The organism is Streptomyces endophytica (assembly GCF_026153355.1).
In the GTDB taxonomy this organism is placed as follows: Bacteria; Actinomycetota; Actinomycetes; order Streptomycetales; family Streptomycetaceae; genus Streptomyces; species Streptomyces endophytica.
In genome coordinates, this window is record NZ_CP110636.1 from 2,558,466 (window position 1) to 2,574,034 (window position 15,569).

Here is a 15,569-nt window from a genome sequence, read left to right on the forward strand (position 1 = left end):
GTCCGGTTCAGCGCCGCCCGGACAGCTCCCGTTCCAGCGGGGTCCGGAAGCGGGGCGTGATCCGGACCGGGCCGACCCAGGCCGCGAGCCGCTCCGCCTCGGCCGTCACGGCGGCGACCGCCTCGCCGCCGCCGTCCCCGCTCAGCAGCCGCCAGACGACCTCGCCGTCCGGGCGCTGGGCCCAGCCGCCGATGATCCTCCCGTTCCACCACACCGTCGGACCGATGTTGCCGCTGCGGTCGAAGAGGTGCGGTACGTGGTCCGGGTCGAGGTACCAGTCCCGGGCCTTCCAGCCCATGGCGGTGGGGTCGAGGGCGGGCAGCAGGGCGGCCCAGGGCTCGGGTTCGGGGGCCGGGCCGAGGTCGTCGGGGAGGGCCAGTCCGGTCGTGCCGTCGTCGAGCGTCACCTCGACGGCGTCGGTGGCGGCCACCGCCCGGCGGGTGTCGGTGAGCGTCCAGCCGGTCCACCACTTGAGGTCTTCGACGGTCGCCGGCCCGTAGGCGGCGAGCCAGCGGCGGGCGAGCGCGGCGCGGGCCTCGACGGCCGGTGGCGCGGCCAGCTCGGCGAACGCGGTGCCGGGCGTCCAGCGGAAGGAACTGCTGGTCCAGCCGCCGCGCGGACGGCCGCGCCGGATCCGGCCCTCGGCGGCCAGCGCCCGCAGCAGCCGGCTGGAGACCGCGACGGTGGCCTCGTACGGTTTGCCCGGCGAGACCACGACGCTCTCGCGCAGTGCGGGTACGTCCTCGGTGAGTTCGGCCGCGGTCGCGGTGCCCCGGGCGGCCAGCGCGGCCAGCGTCTTCGCCTCCACCTCGGCCAGCCGCCGCTCGTCCCAGCCGACGCCCGTGGCGAGCCACCCGACCAGGCCGGCGCGCTCCTTGGCGGCGATCGCCCGGCCGGTGGAGGAGGACACGACCGGCGCGAGGTCGGCGCCGACCGCGAACAGGGTGCGCCGCATGGCCAGCAGCCGGACCAGGGTGTGGTCGTCGTAGAGCGCACGCTCGACCTCGGCGGGGTCCGGCACGGCGAGCCGGGCGCAGGCCGCCAGGTGCACGGTCGCCGCGTCGGTGGCGTGCAGCGCGACGAGCGCGTCGGCGACCTCCTCGGGACGGGCGGCGCGGCACGCGGGGGCGAGCAGCTGCCGCCGTCCGAGGCGGGCCCGGCGACCGGCGGTGTCGATACGGGGTCGGGAGTGACTCATGGGGCGACCGTACGGGAGGTCGCGGACAAGCCGCGTCCTCCTTCACGAACTCACGGACTCACGAACTCACGGACTCACGAACTCACGGACTCACGGACTGACTGACTGACTCGCGGACTCACTCACTCTCGGGCCCGCGCACCTCGTGGGCGCTCGCAGGCCCTCACGGGCCGGAACGTGCCGCCGCCGCACCCCCGAACCGCTCCCGCAGCTCCTGCTTGCGCACCTTGCGCAGCGTCGCCCCGCGCGGCAGTGCGGCCACCACCGCCAGCTGTTCCGGGAGCTTGTACCGGGCCAGTCCCAGGCCGAGGAGGTGCGCGCGGACCGCGTCGAGCGTCAACTCCCGTGCACCAGGCGGCTGTTCGACGACCGCGCAGACCCGTTCGCCGCGCCGGTCGTCCGGCAGTCCGATGACGGCGACGTCCGCCACGTCCGGGTGCCGGTACAGCAGCTCCTCGATCTCCTGGGCGGAGATGTTCTCGCCCTTGCGGATGATGATGTCCTTGAGGCGGCCGGTGACGACGAGGTGCCCGGTGGGCGTGAGGCGCCCGAGGTCACCGGTGGGCAGGAACCCGTCCGCGTCGAACGGATCGGGCTCGCCGAGATAGCCCCGGCACACCGCCGGGCCGTGCAGCCGTATCTCCCCGGTGCCGGGCGCGATCCGGATCTCCATGCCGGCGGGCGGCCGGCCGTCGGTGGTCGCGAGGTTCTCCGGGCTGTCGTACGGGTCGCCCATGGTGACCATGGGGGCCTCGGTCAGCGCGTAGCCGTGGGTGAGCTGGCAGCCCAGTTCGGCGACGACCTCGTGGTACAGCGCGGGTGGTTTGGGCGCGCCGCCGCCGGCCAGCAGCCGCAGCGCGGGCAGCAGTTTCCGGCCCGGTGGCAGCCGGCGCTGTTCGGCGAGGAAGAGGGTGTAGAAGGCGGTGGAGCCGCCGGCGAGGGTCACGCCGTGCCGGCGGTAGGCGGCGAGCGACCCGGGCAGCGCGAAGCGCTCCAGCAGGAGCGCCGGGATACCGCACAGCAGGAGCATGACGGTGTAGTCGGGGCCCGCGACATGGGCGTACGGGAAGGCCATCGAGCCGACGTCGGACGGGCGGGGCCGGAGCGCCCCGGCCAGGCAGCGGCCGGCCGTGCGCAGGGAGTGGTCGGTGTGCCGGACGCCCTTGGGGCCGGCGCTGGTGCCGGAGGTCCAGTAGATCCAGCGGACCTCGTGGGCGTCGGCGGGCGGCGGCGGCAGGAGTGCCGGGTCGCCGTCCGGCAGTCCGCCGCCGGCCCGGTCGTACGCCTCGATGACGGTGGCCGCGCAGTCCGCGTGGTCGTGCCGGGCCGGCCCGGGCACGAGGAAGAAGGCGGCGCCGGTGCGGCGCAGCACCTGCCCCACCTCGTGGTCGCCGTAGCCCGGGACGACCGGGCTCTGCACCGCGCCGAGCCGGGCCAGCGCCAGGCTGACCAGGACCGTTTCGATGCGGGTCGGCAGCTGCCAGACGACCGTGCAGCCGGGCCGTACGCCGCGCGCGTACAGTCCGGCCGCGACCCGCTCGGCCCGCCGCCGCAGCCCGCCGAAGCTGATCCGCCGCTCGTCCCGGGCCGACTCCGCCCCCTGGATGAGGGCGGCGGCATCCGGACTGCGGGCGGCCCGCCATCCGACCAGGTCCCAGAGGGTGCCACCGGACATGTTCCCTCCCGTCGCACAAACCTGACGCTCCGTCAGTCAATGCACCGAGGTTAGGGACGGATGCCTTGCCGGTCCAGGGGTCCGGGTCTAGCCTGGCAACGGAATCTGACGAACCGTCAGACAAGTGCGGCGGGCCCGAGGTGAGGGGACACGATGGACCTCGCGTACACCGAGGAGGAAGAGGACTTCCGCGCCCGGCTGCGCGGCTGGCTCGCGGGCGTCCTCCCCACCCTGCCCGCGCGCCCCGACCCGCTCGACTGGCCGGGGCGCCGCGCCTACGACACCGCCTGGCAGCGGAGGCTGTACGACGCGGGATACGCCGACGTCCACTGGGCGGCCGCCCCCACCCTGCGGCTGATCTTCCTGGAGGAGACCGAACGCGCCGGGGCGCCCTACGTGGGCGCGAACTTCGTCGGGCTGCTGCACGCCGGGCCGACCATCGCGGCCGAGGGCACCGAGGCGCAGCAGCGGCGCTGGCTGCCGCCGGTGCTGCGCGGTGAGGAGATCTGGTGCCAGGGCTTCAGTGAACCGGAGGCCGGCTCGGACCTGGCGTCGCTGCGGACCCGCGCGGTGCGCGACGGGGACGCGTACGTGGTGACCGGGACCAAGATCTGGACCTCGCACGCCGAGGTCGCCGACTGGTGCGAACTGCTCGTCCGCACCGACCCCGCCGCCCCCCGGCACCGGGGCATCACCTGGCTCGCGATGCCCATGGACGCCCCCGGCATCACCGTCCGGCCACTGCGCACCCTCGCCGGGTCCGCGGAGTTCGCCGAGATGTTCCTCGACGAGGTGCGGGTGCCGGTGGACTGCCGGGTCGGCGCGGAGAACGACGGCTGGCGGGTGACGATGGTGACGCTGTCGTTCGAGCGCGGCACCGCCTTCGTCGGCGAGGTGGTGGCCTGCCGGCGGGTGCTGGCGGAGGTGGCCCGCCGGGCCCGGGCGAACGGCCGCTGGGACGACGCCGTGCTGCGCCGCAGGCTGGGCCGGCTGAACGCGGAGTTCGCCGCACTGTGGCGGCTGACCCAGTGGAACGTCAGCGAGGCGCAACTACGGGGCGGCGGGCCCGGGGCCGGCGGCTCGGTCTTCAAGCTCCGCTACTCGCACGCCCGTCAGGAGCTGTACGACGCGGCGGCCGAAGTGCTGGGGGCCGGCGCCTGGGACGCGGACGAGGAGTGGACCGCCGACCGGCTCTCGTCCCTCTCGTACACCATCGCGGCCGGTACGTCGCAGGTGCAGCAGAACATCATCGCCGAGCGGATCCTCGGCCTGCCGAAGGGGCGGTGACCGGCCCGGTGCGCTTCCAACTCACCGACGAGCAAAGGGCGTTGAAGAGCGCGACGCGGGAGCTGCTGGCGGCCCGGTTCGACCGGGACCGGCTGCGGGCGGCGGTCGATGACCCGGCCCCGGACCGGGCGCTGTGGCGGGAGCTGGGCGCGGCCGGGTTCTTCGCGCTGCGGCTGCCGGAGGAGGCCGGCGGCGTCGGGCTGGGGCTGCCGGAGGCGGTCCTGGTCTTCGAGGAGGCCGGCCGGGCGCTGCTGCCGGGGCCGCTGGTGGCCTGCCAGCTGCTCGCCGGGGCGGTGGACGGCGTCGCGGACGGCGAGCGGATCGCCGGGCTGTGCGACGGGGACCGGGAGCCCGTGCTGTGGGAACACCCCGGCGCCTGCGACGAGTTGATCTTGCTGGAGGGTGGCGCTCCGGCCCTCGCGTACGGGCCCGGGGGCGCGCAGGAGTGCACGGCCGGCGCATACCGGAGCGTTGCCGGCAGGGTGTCCCGCGCCCCCTTCGCCTCCGTCGACCCCCTCACCCCGCTCGCCCGCGTCACCGACCACCCGCGGACGGCTCCGCTCAACGGCCCGGACGTGGTCCGGCTGCGCCGCGAGGCGGCCCTGCTGACCGCCGCCCAGCAACTGGGCAGTGCGCTCCGTACCGTCGAGATGGCGGTCGGTCACGCCCGCGTGCGCACCCAGTTCGGCGCGCCCATCGGCTCCTTCCAGGTGGTCAAGCATCTGTGCGCACAGATGCTCGTACGGGCGGAAATCGCCAGAAGTGCCGTATATGCCGCATCAGTGACGGGCGAGGCCGCCGAGGTGGCGGGCGCGAAACTGCTCGCCGACGAGGCCGCGGTGCGCAACGCCCGGGACTGCCTGCAGATCCATGGCGGCACCGGCTTCACCTGGGAAGCCGACGTCCATCTGCACCTCAAGCGGGCCTGGTTGCGGTCCGGCTCCTGGGGTACGGCGGGCGAGGCGGAGGAGCTGCTGGCGGCGCGGCTGGTCGGCTGAGGGCGGGCGGGCCCGGAATGCGGAGGCGGTGAGCGGTGCGGGGTGATGTCAGACTCTGGCAACTCGTGTGCGAAATGTCGGACTCACCACACAGAAGTGGTCACGGAGGGTCGATATCGGGTTGTGTCCTAGGCGTGACTCGTCACAGGGGGGAGTCGGCGCCCCGCTCGGGTACGCTCCGTTGGGTGCGAGTGGTTCTGTGGCGCAACGAGCCCGGTGCCGTCGGAATGACGGCTCCGGCGTACGGACTGCGCGCCGCCCGCCTTGGCCGAGGGCCGGCCAACCCCCTTGTTCGACTCCCCGCAAAGTGCGTCGCACAGTATGCGGTACGCATACTCCCTTGCGCTGGAATATGCCCGAAGCGCTTGTTGGGGTGACTGAACGTCAACCATGCTGTGCCTCGCTGGGGTCACGCACTGTGACTCCATGGAGGCGCGAGGCGATGTTTCCGCCGGTTCGGATGGTGTGAGCGGTGCAGGTGCTTCAGGTGCAGTTGGACGTACGGCCCGACCCCGCGGAGGTGGGGCGGGCCCGGCGATGGGCCAGGTCGCGGCTCCTGGGGTCCGGTATAGGGGCGGACGAGCCGCTCGCGGAGACGCTGATCCTGCTGATCTCCGAGCTCGTGACCAACGCCGTGGTGCACACCGGCACCGCGGCCTCGCTGCGGATGTGCTTCTCCGGGTCCGGCGCCGTCGTGGGCACCGTCCGGGTCGAGGTGACGGACGCCAGCGCCCGTCCGCCGCGCCAGCGGCACGCCGACGGTGACGACACCAACGGCCGCGGCCTGGAACTGGTCGACGGCCTCGCCGACCGCTGGGGCTGGCAGCCGGAAGGCGCCGGCAAGCGGATCTGGTGCGAGGTCGACCGCGGCCGGCCGCTGCTGGTGTCGACCGGGTCCGACCTGGGGGCCTACGAAGCCCAGTGCGCCGTATCGCGCCGGATGTGAGCCGGACGGTGCGCAGCGCACCATCAAGTCCGGGCCAGGTGTTGACGTAACGTGCCCGTTTGATCACGCTGGGATGAGCGATGCGCCGTGAGGGGACGCCGAGGGCGGGAAGTGGCCGGGTCTGCGCACCCGGTCCCGGCCTCGACGAGTGCGGATCGCGGCCCGGTGGGGGCCGGGGTGGCGGTCCGCGGTGCCGTGCTCGGGGCGCGCAGGAGCGCACCGCCACCCGGCCGGCCCGTCGCGGACACGGAGCGGGTCAGAGGACCGCCACCGGCGCGACCGGGGTGCCCGCGCCGCCGACGAACGGTTCGGCCATCGCGGACAGGAAGAACGCATAGCGGCCCGCCTCCGCGCAGGCCGCCGACAGCTCCTCCAGATTCCAGTTCTGCCCCTGCAGCATGCCCATCTCCACCAGGTGGAGCGCGTGCACCGGCAGCCACAGCCCCTCGATCTCCGGGGGGAAGATCTCGAACGTCAGGGTGTCGTTGGCGACCGCCGCGACATCGCGGGCCCGGAACCACTCCGGGGTGCGCACCGACAGCCCCGGTGACGGGAAGGCGTAGCCCTGCCGGTCGCCGGCGAGGTAGTGCTGCAGCTGCCCGGTCCGTACGAGGACGACGTCCCCGGCCCGGACCCTCGTCCCGGCCAGTTCCTCGGCGGCGTCCAGGTCCTCCGGCGTGACCGCGTGCCCGCCGGGCAGCCGGTCGGTGCCGTGCGCCCGGGCCACGTCCAGCAGCACGCCCCGGGAGGTGATCGGGGTGGCCTTCTCGATGCCGAGGACGGTGGCGCCGCCGTGGGCGGTGACGGAGGCGGCGGGGCGGTCGTTGTAGAGCCGCCCTGAGTGCGAGACGTGGGTGAGGCCGTCCCAGTGGGTCGCCGCCTGGAGGCCCATGGTGACCGCGTCGTCGGAGGTGGCGACCGTGCCCGGCCCGAAGATCTCCTGGTTGATCGCGACCATCGTGTGCAGCGGATTGACCCGGCCCGGGATCATCCCGGTCTGCACCCCGTCCTGCCGCAGCGGCAGCGCGAGCGGCACGCGGCGCCCGCTGCGGACGCAGCCGGCGGCCTCCCGCACCACCTGCTCGGTGATCAGGTTGAGCGTGCCGATCTCGTCGTCCGGGCCCCAGCGCCCCCAGTTGTTGACGCGTCGGGCGATCTCGTGGAACTCCTGCGGCAGCGGCATGGGGCCCTCCGGGGTCTTGTGTTCGGCTCGCGCCTGCCCAAAAATCTAACGGTCCGTCAGAAACTGCGGGAAGGGGCGCGGCATGGGGAACTTCTTGGCCGGCAAGGTGGTCGCCGTCACCGGGGCCGGGCGCGGCATCGGGCGGGCGGTGGCGCTGGCCTGCGCACAGGAGGGCGCCAAGGTCGTGGTCAACGACTACGGGGTCGCCATCGACGGCGCCGAGCCGAGCAGCGAGGTCGCCGAGGCGGTGGTGAAGGAGATCGAGGCGGCCGGCGGCACCGCGACCGCGGTCGCCGACGACGTGTCCACGATGGCCGGCGGCCAGCGGATCGTCGACACCGCGCTGGCGCAGTACGGGCGGATCGACGGCGTCGTCTGTGTGGCCGGCATCCTGCGGGAGCGGATGCTCTTCAACATGTCCGAGGAGGAGTGGGACCCGGTGGTCGCCACCCACCTCAAGGGCACTTTCACGGTCTTCCGGGCCGCGGCCGCGGTGATGCGCCGCCAGGGCTCCGGCACGCTGGTGGGCTTCACCAGCGGCAACCACCAGGGCTCGGTCTCCCAGGCCAACTACTCCGCCGCGAAGGGCGGAATCATCTCGCTCGTCCGCAGCGCGGCCCTGGGCCTGCACAAATACGGCGTGACCGCCAACGCGGTCGCCCCCGTCGCCCGCACCCGGATGTCGGCGAACGTCCCCATGGAACTCACGGAGATCGGCGAACCGGAGGACGTGGCCGCCTTCGTCGTCTACCTCCTGAGCGAGCGCGCCCGCGAGGTGACCGGCCAGGTCTACACGGTGGCCGGCCCCAAGATCGCGGTCTGGGCCCAACCGGTGGAGCTGCGCTCCGTACACGCCGACGAGGGCGGCTGGACGCCGGAACGGGTGGCGGAGGTGGTGCCGGATGCGGTCGGCGTCGACCCGATGCCGTTGCTGGCGCAGGTGTCCGCGATGGCCGCGGCCGCGGCGCGGGCGCGGGGCTGATTCCCACGTACCTGTCTGTCCCGCCGCGGTTGTTGTTCGCCGTTGCGCGCTTTGCGGCGCCTCCCACGTACCTGTCTGTCCCGCCGCGGTTGTTGTTCGCCGTTGCGCCTGCGGCGGGCTGGGTTGTGGTGGGTGCGGTGACGGGCCTCCGGGGCCGGTTGTGTGGACTGCTGACGCTTTACGTCCACACAACCGGCCCCTCCGGCCCGTCCCCTCCCGTGAGAGGGGAAGGGAAGGACGGTGGGGGTGCACGTGACGTCCACGTGCGCGCAGGCAACAGACCAGGCTCGCCCCCAACCAGCTAAGAACTCCCACCTACGGGAGGGGCTGGACCGGAGGACGAAGTCTGGAGGGCCGGCACCGCACCCAAAACACAAACGCCCGCCGCTGGGGGCACCTCCCAGCGTTAGCTGGGGGAGCAACGGCGAACAACACCCGCGGCGGGACGGCGAGGTACGCACGGGGCGCCGCAAAGCGCAACGGCGAGCAACAACGACGGCGGGACAGCCAGGTACGTGGGAGGCACCGCAAAGCGCAGCGGAACGTGGGAGGGAATGACTATGCGAGGGGTCATATACGACGGGGAGCAGCCCCGGGTCGTGGACGATTTGGTGGTGCGGGAGCCGGGGCCGGGGGAGGTGCTGGTCGGGATCCGGGCGGCGGGGCTGTGCCACAGCGATCTGTCGGTGATCGACGGCACGATTCCGTTTCCGGTGCCGGTGGTGCTGGGCCACGAGGGCGCGGGCGTGGTGGAGGCGGTGGGCACGGGCGTCGGCCATGTGGTGCCCGGTGACCACGTCGCGCTGTCGACACTGGCCAACTGCGGGGTGTGCGCGGAGTGCGACCGGGGGCGGCCGACGATGTGCCGCAAGGCGATCGGGATGCCCGGGAGGCCGTTCCGGCGGGGCGGGGCGGAGTTGTTCCAGTTCGCGTCGAACTCGGCGTTCGCGGAGCGCACCGTCGTCAAGGCGGTGCAGGCGGTGAAGATCGACGCGGACCTTCCGCTGTCGTCGGCCGCGTTGATCGGGTGCGGGGTGCTGACCGGGGTGGGCGCGGTGCTCAACCGCGCGAAGGTCGACCGCGGGGACTCGGTCGTGGTGATCGGGACGGGCGGGATCGGGCTCAACGTGCTCCAGGGGGCGCGGCTCGCGGGCGCGTCGGTGATCGTGGCGGTGGACGCCAATCCGGCGAAGGAGACCGTGGCGCGGCAGTTCGGGGCCACCCACTTCGTCGACGCCTCGGCCGTGCCGGACGCCGTCAAGGCGGTGAAGGGGATCCTGCCGACCGGTGCCGACCACGCCTTCGAGTGCGTGGGCAGTACGCGGCTGATCCGGCAGGCGATCGACCTGCTGGACCGGCACGGTCAGGCGGTGCTGCTCGGGGTGCCGCCGGCCGGCGCGGAGGCGGCGTTCCCGGTGTCGTCGATGTACCTGGACAAGTCGATCCTCGGCTGCCGCTACGGATCGTCCCGCCCGCAGCGGGACATCGCGCTGTACGCCCGGCTGTACCGCGAAGGGCGGCTGCTGCTGGACGAGTTGGTGACCCGGACGTACCCGGTGGAGGACTTCGCGAAGGCGGCGGACGACGCGCACCACGGGCGGGTGGCACGGGCGGTGCTGACCTTCGGGTAGCCGGGTCGGTGGCCCGATCCTGATGAACCATGGCCTCCCGGCCACTCGTTCCGTAACGGGGCGTGGACGAAGCTTCTGGGGTGCCCCAGACGCCCCAGACACCCGAGCTCCGCCCGCCCGCGGCGGAGGACCGTTCATCCGCGCCCGTCGCCGCCGAGGCCGTGCCGAGGCGGCGCCCGCACCGGGCCTGGTCGGTCGCCGCCGTCACCTTCCTCACGATCATCGGCGCGGCCGGTTTCGCGTCCCTCCCCGGCCTGCTCATCGATCCGCTGCACGCCGAGTTCCACTGGTCCCGCGGCACCATCGGGTTCGCGGTGTCGGTGAACCTCGCGCTCTACGGGCTCACCGCGCCGTTCGCCGCCGCCCTGATGGACCGGTTCGGCATCCGGCGGGTGGTCGCGGTCGCCCTGACGGTCATCGCGGTCGGCGCCGGACTGACCGTCTTCATGACGACCGCCTGGCAACTGGTGCTCTTCTGGGGCGTGTTGGTGGGGCTGGGCAGCGGCTCGATGGCGCTGGCCTTCGCGGCCACGGTCACCGGCCGCTGGTTCACCGCCCGGCGCGGGCTGGTCACCGGCATCCTCACCGCGGCCGGCGCCTCCGGCCAGCTGGTCTTCCTTCCCGTGCTGTCCTGGATCGTCGACCGGCACGACTGGCGGCCGGCCGCGGTGACCGTCGCCCTGGCGGCGCTCGCCGTGGTCCCGCTGGTGTGGCTGCTGCTGCGCGACCACCCGGCGGACGTGGGCCTGGCGCCCTACGGCGCGGACGCGTTCGTGCCCAAGCCACCGCCGCAGCGGGGTGCGGCCCGGCGCGCGGTACGGGCGCTGGTCTCGGCGGCCCGGACCGGGCCGTTCTGGCTGCTGGCGGGTACCTTCGCGATCTGCGGCGCCACGACCAACGGCCTGGTCAAGACGCACTTCGTGCCCGCGGCGCACGACCACGGCATGCCGATGACGGCGGCCGCCTCACTGCTCGCGGTGATCGGCGTCTTCGACATCGCCGGAACGATCGCCTCCGGCTGGTTCACCGACCGCTTCAACACCCGCCGGCTGCTGGCCGTCTACTACGGTCTGCGCGGTCTGTCGCTGATGTTCCTGCCGCTGCTGCTCTCCGACACCGTCCACCCGCCGATGGTCTTCTTCATCGTCTTCTACGGCCTGGACTGGGTGGCGACGGTCCCGCCGACCATCGCGCTGTGCCGTGAGCACTACGGCGAGGACGGCGCGATCGTCTTCGGCTGGGTGCTCGCCGCCCACCAGGTGGGCGCCGCCCTGATCGCCTTCCTGGGCGGCCTGGCCCGCGACGCCCTCGGCACGTACAACCCGGTCTGGTACGCCTCGGGCGCGCTGTGCGCACTGGCGGCCCTGATGGCCCTGGTCATCCGCGAGCGGCGCACGGGGGCGGCCCAGGGTCAGCCGGCGCCCGCGTGAGCCGCCCCCGGTGGCGGGGCGCCCGGCCGGCCGGTGCATGATCCCCGTGAGACGAGCGACGGGGGACGGGGATGACAGCGGAAGCCGGGACCGGGTCGGCCGTCGGGCAGGTCCGCGACGTCTGGACCGGGCGGGCCGTTCTGGTGTCGATGGCGGCGCTGCTGGCCGAGGCGATGTGCGTGACGGTCGGGGTGGTGCTGTACGGCTTCACCCAGGAGGGGCCGGTCGGCAATGTGTTCCTGGCCGCCTTCGTGCTCCCGGTCGCGCTGGTGCTCGGCGCGCTGCCCGGCCTGGTGCTGACGGTCACCCTGGTGCTGCCCACGTTGGTGCTGGGGCGCCTGGCCGCCCGTTGGGGCGGGTGGCAGGGACGGGCGACGGGGTGGTGCACGGCGGCTGCCGCCCCCTTCGCGGCAGCGGGTGCGATGCTCGTCTACGGGGCGTGCAGCGCGCTCCTCACCGGCTCCGTGGGTCCGTCCCTGGTCTACCTGGTGTGCTGGCCGGCGCTCACCGTGGCCGTCGTACCGGCCGCCCTGCTGGCCGCGGTCGCCGCCCGGGGCACCGGGACCCGGCGCACCGTGCGGATGACCGTCACGGTCGCGAGCGGCGGCTTGCTGGCCGCCCTCGCGATGGGTGTCCTGGGCGTGGGCGCGCTCGCCACCGGGCTGTTGCCGGCGTACGAGCCCCCGAAGCTGGACCGGGCCCGGCTCGTGGGGGTCTGGCGGGACGGCAGCGGCGGCACTCTGGAGCTGCGCGCCGACGGCACGGCGGCGGCCCGGGGGCTGAGCAGGCCGGGCGACCACTGCGGCGGCGTCGGCAGCTGGGCGCTGGACCGCTTCACCGCGGACGAGCGGTTGGAGGTGGAGGTGGACGGCGACTGCCGGGGGCAGTGGTTCATGGGCGGTACGGAGAAGCGCCCCACCCTCTACTACTTCCTGGGCGACCCGGACGAGTGGCACCGCCACGTACTGACCCGGCAGGGCGGCCGGTCCTGAGCGGCGGCACCGTCCGGCGGTATGCCGCCCGGCCGCACCGGCTCAGGGGCTGAAGTGGCCGAAGCCGCCCCGGTGGAACAGGAGGGGGCCGGCTTCGGCGGCCGCCGGGTCCGTGCCGAGGGCCTCGACGCGGCCGACGACGATGAGGTGGTCGCCTCCGGTGTGCACGGCCTGGATGGTGCAGTCGATCCAGGCGGGGACGTCGGCCAGCCGCGGTGAGCCGGTGGCCGGCGCCGGCCCGTAGGTGACGCCGGCGAACTTGTCGCCACCACTGACCGCGAATCCCCGGCACAACCCGCCCTGTTCCGCCCCGAGGACGTTCACGCAGAACACCCCGGCACGGGCGATCCGCGGCCAGGTCGTCGACGTACGCGCCACCATGAACGTCACCAGCGGCGGGTCGAGGGAGAGGGACGCGAAGGACTGGCAGGCGAAGCCGGCCGGGCCCGGTTCGCCCGGTGCCGTGATGACGGTGACGCCGCTGGCGAAGTGGCCCAGGACGGAACGGAAGGCGGCGGGGTCCAGGGGGGCGCGCTCGCCCTCGCGTACGGCGCGCAGGGCGGGCCGCGGGAGCGGTGCGGCAGGAGTGGCGGGTGCGGCGGCCGTGGTCGGTGCGCCGACCGAGCGGAGGTACCGCACGGCCGTGGCCGCCATCCCCGCGTGCCCCATCATCGCTTCGGCCCCGTCGGTCCCATGGGCCCCGTCCGTCCCGTCATGGCGTCCGTCCCGTCCTGTCTCTGTCCTGTCTTCCGTCCGGCCGGCTTCATTGAATCTGATGCCCCGTCAGATGTGAAGCCATGCGGGCCGGCGGCCACCCGCACGTGTGGTTTGGCGGTGTACGCGGCGATCTCCCTCGGATTGGGGGGAGATTGGCGGAGGGATTCCTGATTGTGTGCCGCCCGCGCGGGTAGCGTCCACGTCGGCCGCGTCCGTAGCCGAACACGGGGGAGAGTTCCGGTACATGGCCGAGGCAACACCGTCACCACCGTCATCGGCGTCGTCCGCCGCGTCGCCCACCTTCGACGAGGTCTTCTGCGGCCTGCTGCCCCGCCTGTACCGCAGGGCGGTGATGCTGGCCGGTTCGAGACAGTCCGCGGAGGATGTGGTGCACGAGGCGTACCTCAAGCTCGCGGCCCGTCCGCAGCGCTTCCTGACCCACCCGGAGCCGTACGCCTACGCCTTCACCACCGTCCTCAACGTCGCCCGCGACACCTACCGCAAGGACCGCCGCCAGGTCCTGGTGGACGGTCTGGAGGGCGTCGAGGAGGCCGGTGCGGGCGGCGGCGCGGGGGCGGGCCCCGGCGGCGGACCGGGCGGCTGGGACGGCGGGGTGGAGCGGCGGCACGCCGAGATCGAAGCGGTGCGCCTGCTGGGGAGGCTGTCGCACCGGCAGGCCGGCATCGTCATCCTCGTCGACCTCGACGGCTACACCCTCGATCAGGCCGCCAAGATCATGAAGGTGCATCGCGGTACGGCCGCCCGCCACCGGGCCCGCGCGCTGGACAGGCTGCGCGCGTACCTCGTTGAATCGGAGCACGGGCAGGCCGGGAGGTGAGCGGCACGGTGGACGCGGGGCGACGCCACGACGGCGAGGTCGGCGGCGGCGGCACCGGTGGTGCGGGCGGCGGCCGGCCGTTCGGCGGCGGGGGCCGGGGCGACGCCTCCGGCGACGACGTCGAGGCGCTGCTGCGCGCCCGGCTGCGGCTCGCCGACGAGCGGATCGAGACACCGCCCGGGCTGTGGGACCGGATCCGCCCGGCGGGCAACGAGCAGGGGCCCGAGGCGCGTTCACCACGCAGGTGGCCGTCCGCCGCCGTGCTGCCCCGGAGGCGGCCGTACGCGATCGCCTGCGCGATGGCCGCGGCGGTGGCCGCCGTGGCGCTGGGGGTGTGGTGGCTGGTGCGGCCCGGGGACGTCACGCCGCAGCCGGCCGGGCCTCCGGCGACGGTGAAGATCACGGTCTACAACAGCGAGCGCGCCTGCCGGACGGGCCGCTCACTGGAGTGCGCGCTGCGGCTCGCCAAGGACCCCTACGCCGCGTACGCCGCGCGCGACAACTCCGCGGGCCGGGTCTGGCACGGCGACGGGCTGGCCGCGCGCTGCGTCGTCACCGACGGGCAGATGGTCCGCGACGAGGCGGGCATCACCTCCACCCGCTGGTACCTGGTGACGACCGGGCAGGGGGCGCGCGGATGGCTGCCCGGGGTGCGGACGCGCAACACCCATGAGGTGCCGGTGTGCCCGGAGGGCGTGAAGTAGCGGACGGACGCAAAGGGGTGGCGGGCCGGCCGGCGGGGCCTCGTCAGCGGCCCCGGTAGGTCGGGCTGCGGCGCTCCACGAAGGCGGCGACGCCTTCCTGGGCGTCGGCCGTCGACATGGTGATCTCCTGGGCGGTGGCCTCGGCGGCGAAGGCCGCGGCCCGGTCGCTCTCGAACGACGCGTTCACCAGCTGCTTGGTCAGCGCCAGTGCGCGGGTCGGGCCGGCGGCCAGCCGTTCCGCCCACTCCCGGGCGGTCTTCGCCAGTTCGCCGTCGGGGACGACCCGGTTGACCAGCCCGAGCCGCTCGGCCTCCGCGGCCGGGACCGCGTCGCCGAAGAACATCAGCTCCTTCGCCCGCTGCGGGCCGATCAGCCGGGGCAGGAGGTAGGCGCCGCCGCCGTCCGGTACGAGGCCGCGGCGGGCGAACACCTCGATGAAGCGGGCCGATTCGGCGGCCAGTACGAGATCGCAGGCGAACGCGAGATGGGCGCCGATCCCGGCGGCGGTGCCGTTGACCGCGGCGATCACCGGCTTCTCGCAGTCCAGCACGGCGGCGATGAACCGCTGGGCGCCGCGCCGGATCATCCGCGCCACATCGCCGGCCACCCGTTCACCGGTCCGTTCGCCGGAGCTCGGGCCGCCGCGCAGGTCGGCGCCGGCGCAGAAGCCCTTGCCGGTCGCGGTGATGACCACGGCCCGTACGCCGGGGTCGGCCGATGCGTCCGCGAGCAGGCCGATGAGGCGTTCGCGCTGGTCCCAGGTGACGGCGTTCAGTGCGTCGGGGCGGTTGAGGGTGATCCACGAGACGCCGTTGTCAGTGGCGTGCAGTACCAATGAATCAAGCGCGTCGACGGGGGGTGCACCGGCGGCGGAGTCGACGGCACCGGCGGAACGGCCGGGCGAGGACGGCGGGGAGAACGGGGAAGGCTCGGAGGGTGTCATGGGGGAACGGCTCCAGAGGGTGCGGTCGCGACTGTGCCGGCGGTT

Annotated in this window: 14 protein-coding genes; 9 read left to right on the forward strand and 5 right to left on the reverse strand. The window is 74.0% G+C overall.

Annotation, left to right across the window (positions count from 1 at the left end; genetic code table 11):
- Window positions 1-7: 7 nt before the first annotated feature.
- Together OJ254_RS11600 and OJ254_RS11605 are read right to left on the reverse strand one after the other, a co-directional pair.
- Entirely contained in the window at window positions 8-1,198 is a 1,191-nt protein-coding gene (locus OJ254_RS11600; protein WP_265362254.1) for a winged helix DNA-binding domain-containing protein, read from the reverse strand.
- A 163-nt stretch (window positions 1,199-1,361) separates the two neighbouring features.
- The gene (locus OJ254_RS11605; RefSeq protein WP_265362255.1) at window positions 1,362-2,873 is read right to left on the reverse strand and encodes a class I adenylate-forming enzyme family protein; all 1,512 of its coding nucleotides are present in this window, start codon (window positions 2,871-2,873) and stop codon (window positions 1,362-1,364) included.
- Between the two features lie 153 nt (window positions 2,874-3,026).
- Between OJ254_RS11605 and OJ254_RS11610 the strand changes: the two genes are divergently transcribed.
- The 3 genes from OJ254_RS11610 to OJ254_RS11620 all read left to right on the forward strand — a co-directional run bounded on the left by OJ254_RS11610 (window position 3,027) and on the right by OJ254_RS11620 (window position 6,104).
- On the forward strand, window positions 3,027-4,160 hold the full coding sequence (locus OJ254_RS11610) for an acyl-CoA dehydrogenase family protein (protein WP_265362256.1): 1,134 nt from the start codon (window positions 3,027-3,029) through the stop codon (window positions 4,158-4,160).
- An 8-nt stretch (window positions 4,161-4,168) separates the two neighbouring features.
- Window positions 4,169-5,158 carry an acyl-CoA dehydrogenase family protein gene (locus tag OJ254_RS11615; protein WP_265365124.1) on the forward strand — a complete coding sequence of 330 codons (990 nt, stop codon included), beginning with the start codon at window positions 4,169-4,171 and terminating at the stop codon, window positions 5,156-5,158.
- Between the two features lie 472 nt (window positions 5,159-5,630).
- Window positions 5,631-6,104: an ATP-binding protein gene (locus tag OJ254_RS11620; RefSeq protein ID WP_265362257.1), complete on the forward strand. Its 474-nt coding sequence runs from the start codon at window positions 5,631-5,633 to the stop codon at window positions 6,102-6,104.
- A 256-nt stretch (window positions 6,105-6,360) separates the two neighbouring features.
- On the opposite strand, the gene OJ254_RS11625 is transcribed toward OJ254_RS11620, so the two are convergent.
- Window positions 6,361-7,287, reverse strand: coding sequence for a cyclase family protein (locus tag OJ254_RS11625; RefSeq protein WP_265362258.1), 927 nt, complete (start codon window positions 7,285-7,287; stop codon window positions 6,361-6,363).
- 82 nt (window positions 7,288-7,369) lie between these two features.
- On the opposite strand from OJ254_RS11625, the gene OJ254_RS11630 reads away from it, so the two are divergent.
- The 4 genes from OJ254_RS11630 to OJ254_RS11645 all read left to right on the forward strand — a co-directional run bounded on the left by OJ254_RS11630 (window position 7,370) and on the right by OJ254_RS11645 (window position 12,322).
- Window positions 7,370-8,269, forward strand: coding sequence for an SDR family oxidoreductase (locus OJ254_RS11630; RefSeq protein ID WP_265362259.1), 900 nt, complete (start codon window positions 7,370-7,372; stop codon window positions 8,267-8,269).
- Between the two features lie 560 nt (window positions 8,270-8,829).
- A complete protein-coding gene (locus OJ254_RS11635) occupies window positions 8,830-9,900 on the forward strand; it encodes a Zn-dependent alcohol dehydrogenase (RefSeq protein WP_265362260.1) in 1,071 nt (356 codons plus the stop codon).
- A gap of 80 nt (window positions 9,901-9,980) precedes the next feature.
- The gene (locus OJ254_RS11640) at window positions 9,981-11,330 is read left to right on the forward strand and encodes an MFS transporter (protein WP_423835879.1); all 1,350 of its coding nucleotides are present in this window, start codon (window positions 9,981-9,983) and stop codon (window positions 11,328-11,330) included.
- Between the two features lie 71 nt (window positions 11,331-11,401).
- Window positions 11,402-12,322: a hypothetical protein gene (locus OJ254_RS11645; protein ID WP_265362261.1), complete on the forward strand. Its 921-nt coding sequence runs from the start codon at window positions 11,402-11,404 to the stop codon at window positions 12,320-12,322.
- Window positions 12,323-12,364: 42 nt separating this feature from the next.
- Here the strand turns inward: OJ254_RS11645 and OJ254_RS11650 are convergent, their stop codons facing one another.
- A complete protein-coding gene (locus tag OJ254_RS11650; RefSeq protein WP_265362262.1) occupies window positions 12,365-12,976 on the reverse strand; it encodes a flavin reductase family protein in 612 nt (203 codons plus the stop codon).
- A gap of 307 nt (window positions 12,977-13,283) precedes the next feature.
- Between OJ254_RS11650 and OJ254_RS11655 the strand changes: the two genes are divergently transcribed.
- Together OJ254_RS11655 and OJ254_RS11660 are read left to right on the forward strand one after the other, a co-directional pair.
- Window positions 13,284-13,877, forward strand: coding sequence for an RNA polymerase sigma factor (locus tag OJ254_RS11655; protein WP_265362263.1), 594 nt, complete (start codon window positions 13,284-13,286; stop codon window positions 13,875-13,877).
- On the forward strand, window positions 13,874-14,581 hold the full coding sequence (locus tag OJ254_RS11660; protein ID WP_265362265.1) for a hypothetical protein: 708 nt from the start codon (window positions 13,874-13,876) through the stop codon (window positions 14,579-14,581). Before OJ254_RS11655 ends, OJ254_RS11660 begins: the two co-directional genes overlap by 4 nt.
- 43 nt (window positions 14,582-14,624) lie before the next feature.
- On the opposite strand, the gene OJ254_RS11665 is transcribed toward OJ254_RS11660, so the two are convergent.
- A complete protein-coding gene (locus OJ254_RS11665; RefSeq protein WP_265362266.1) occupies window positions 14,625-15,524 on the reverse strand; it encodes an enoyl-CoA hydratase/isomerase family protein in 900 nt (299 codons plus the stop codon).
- Window positions 15,525-15,569 lie beyond the last annotated feature (45 nt).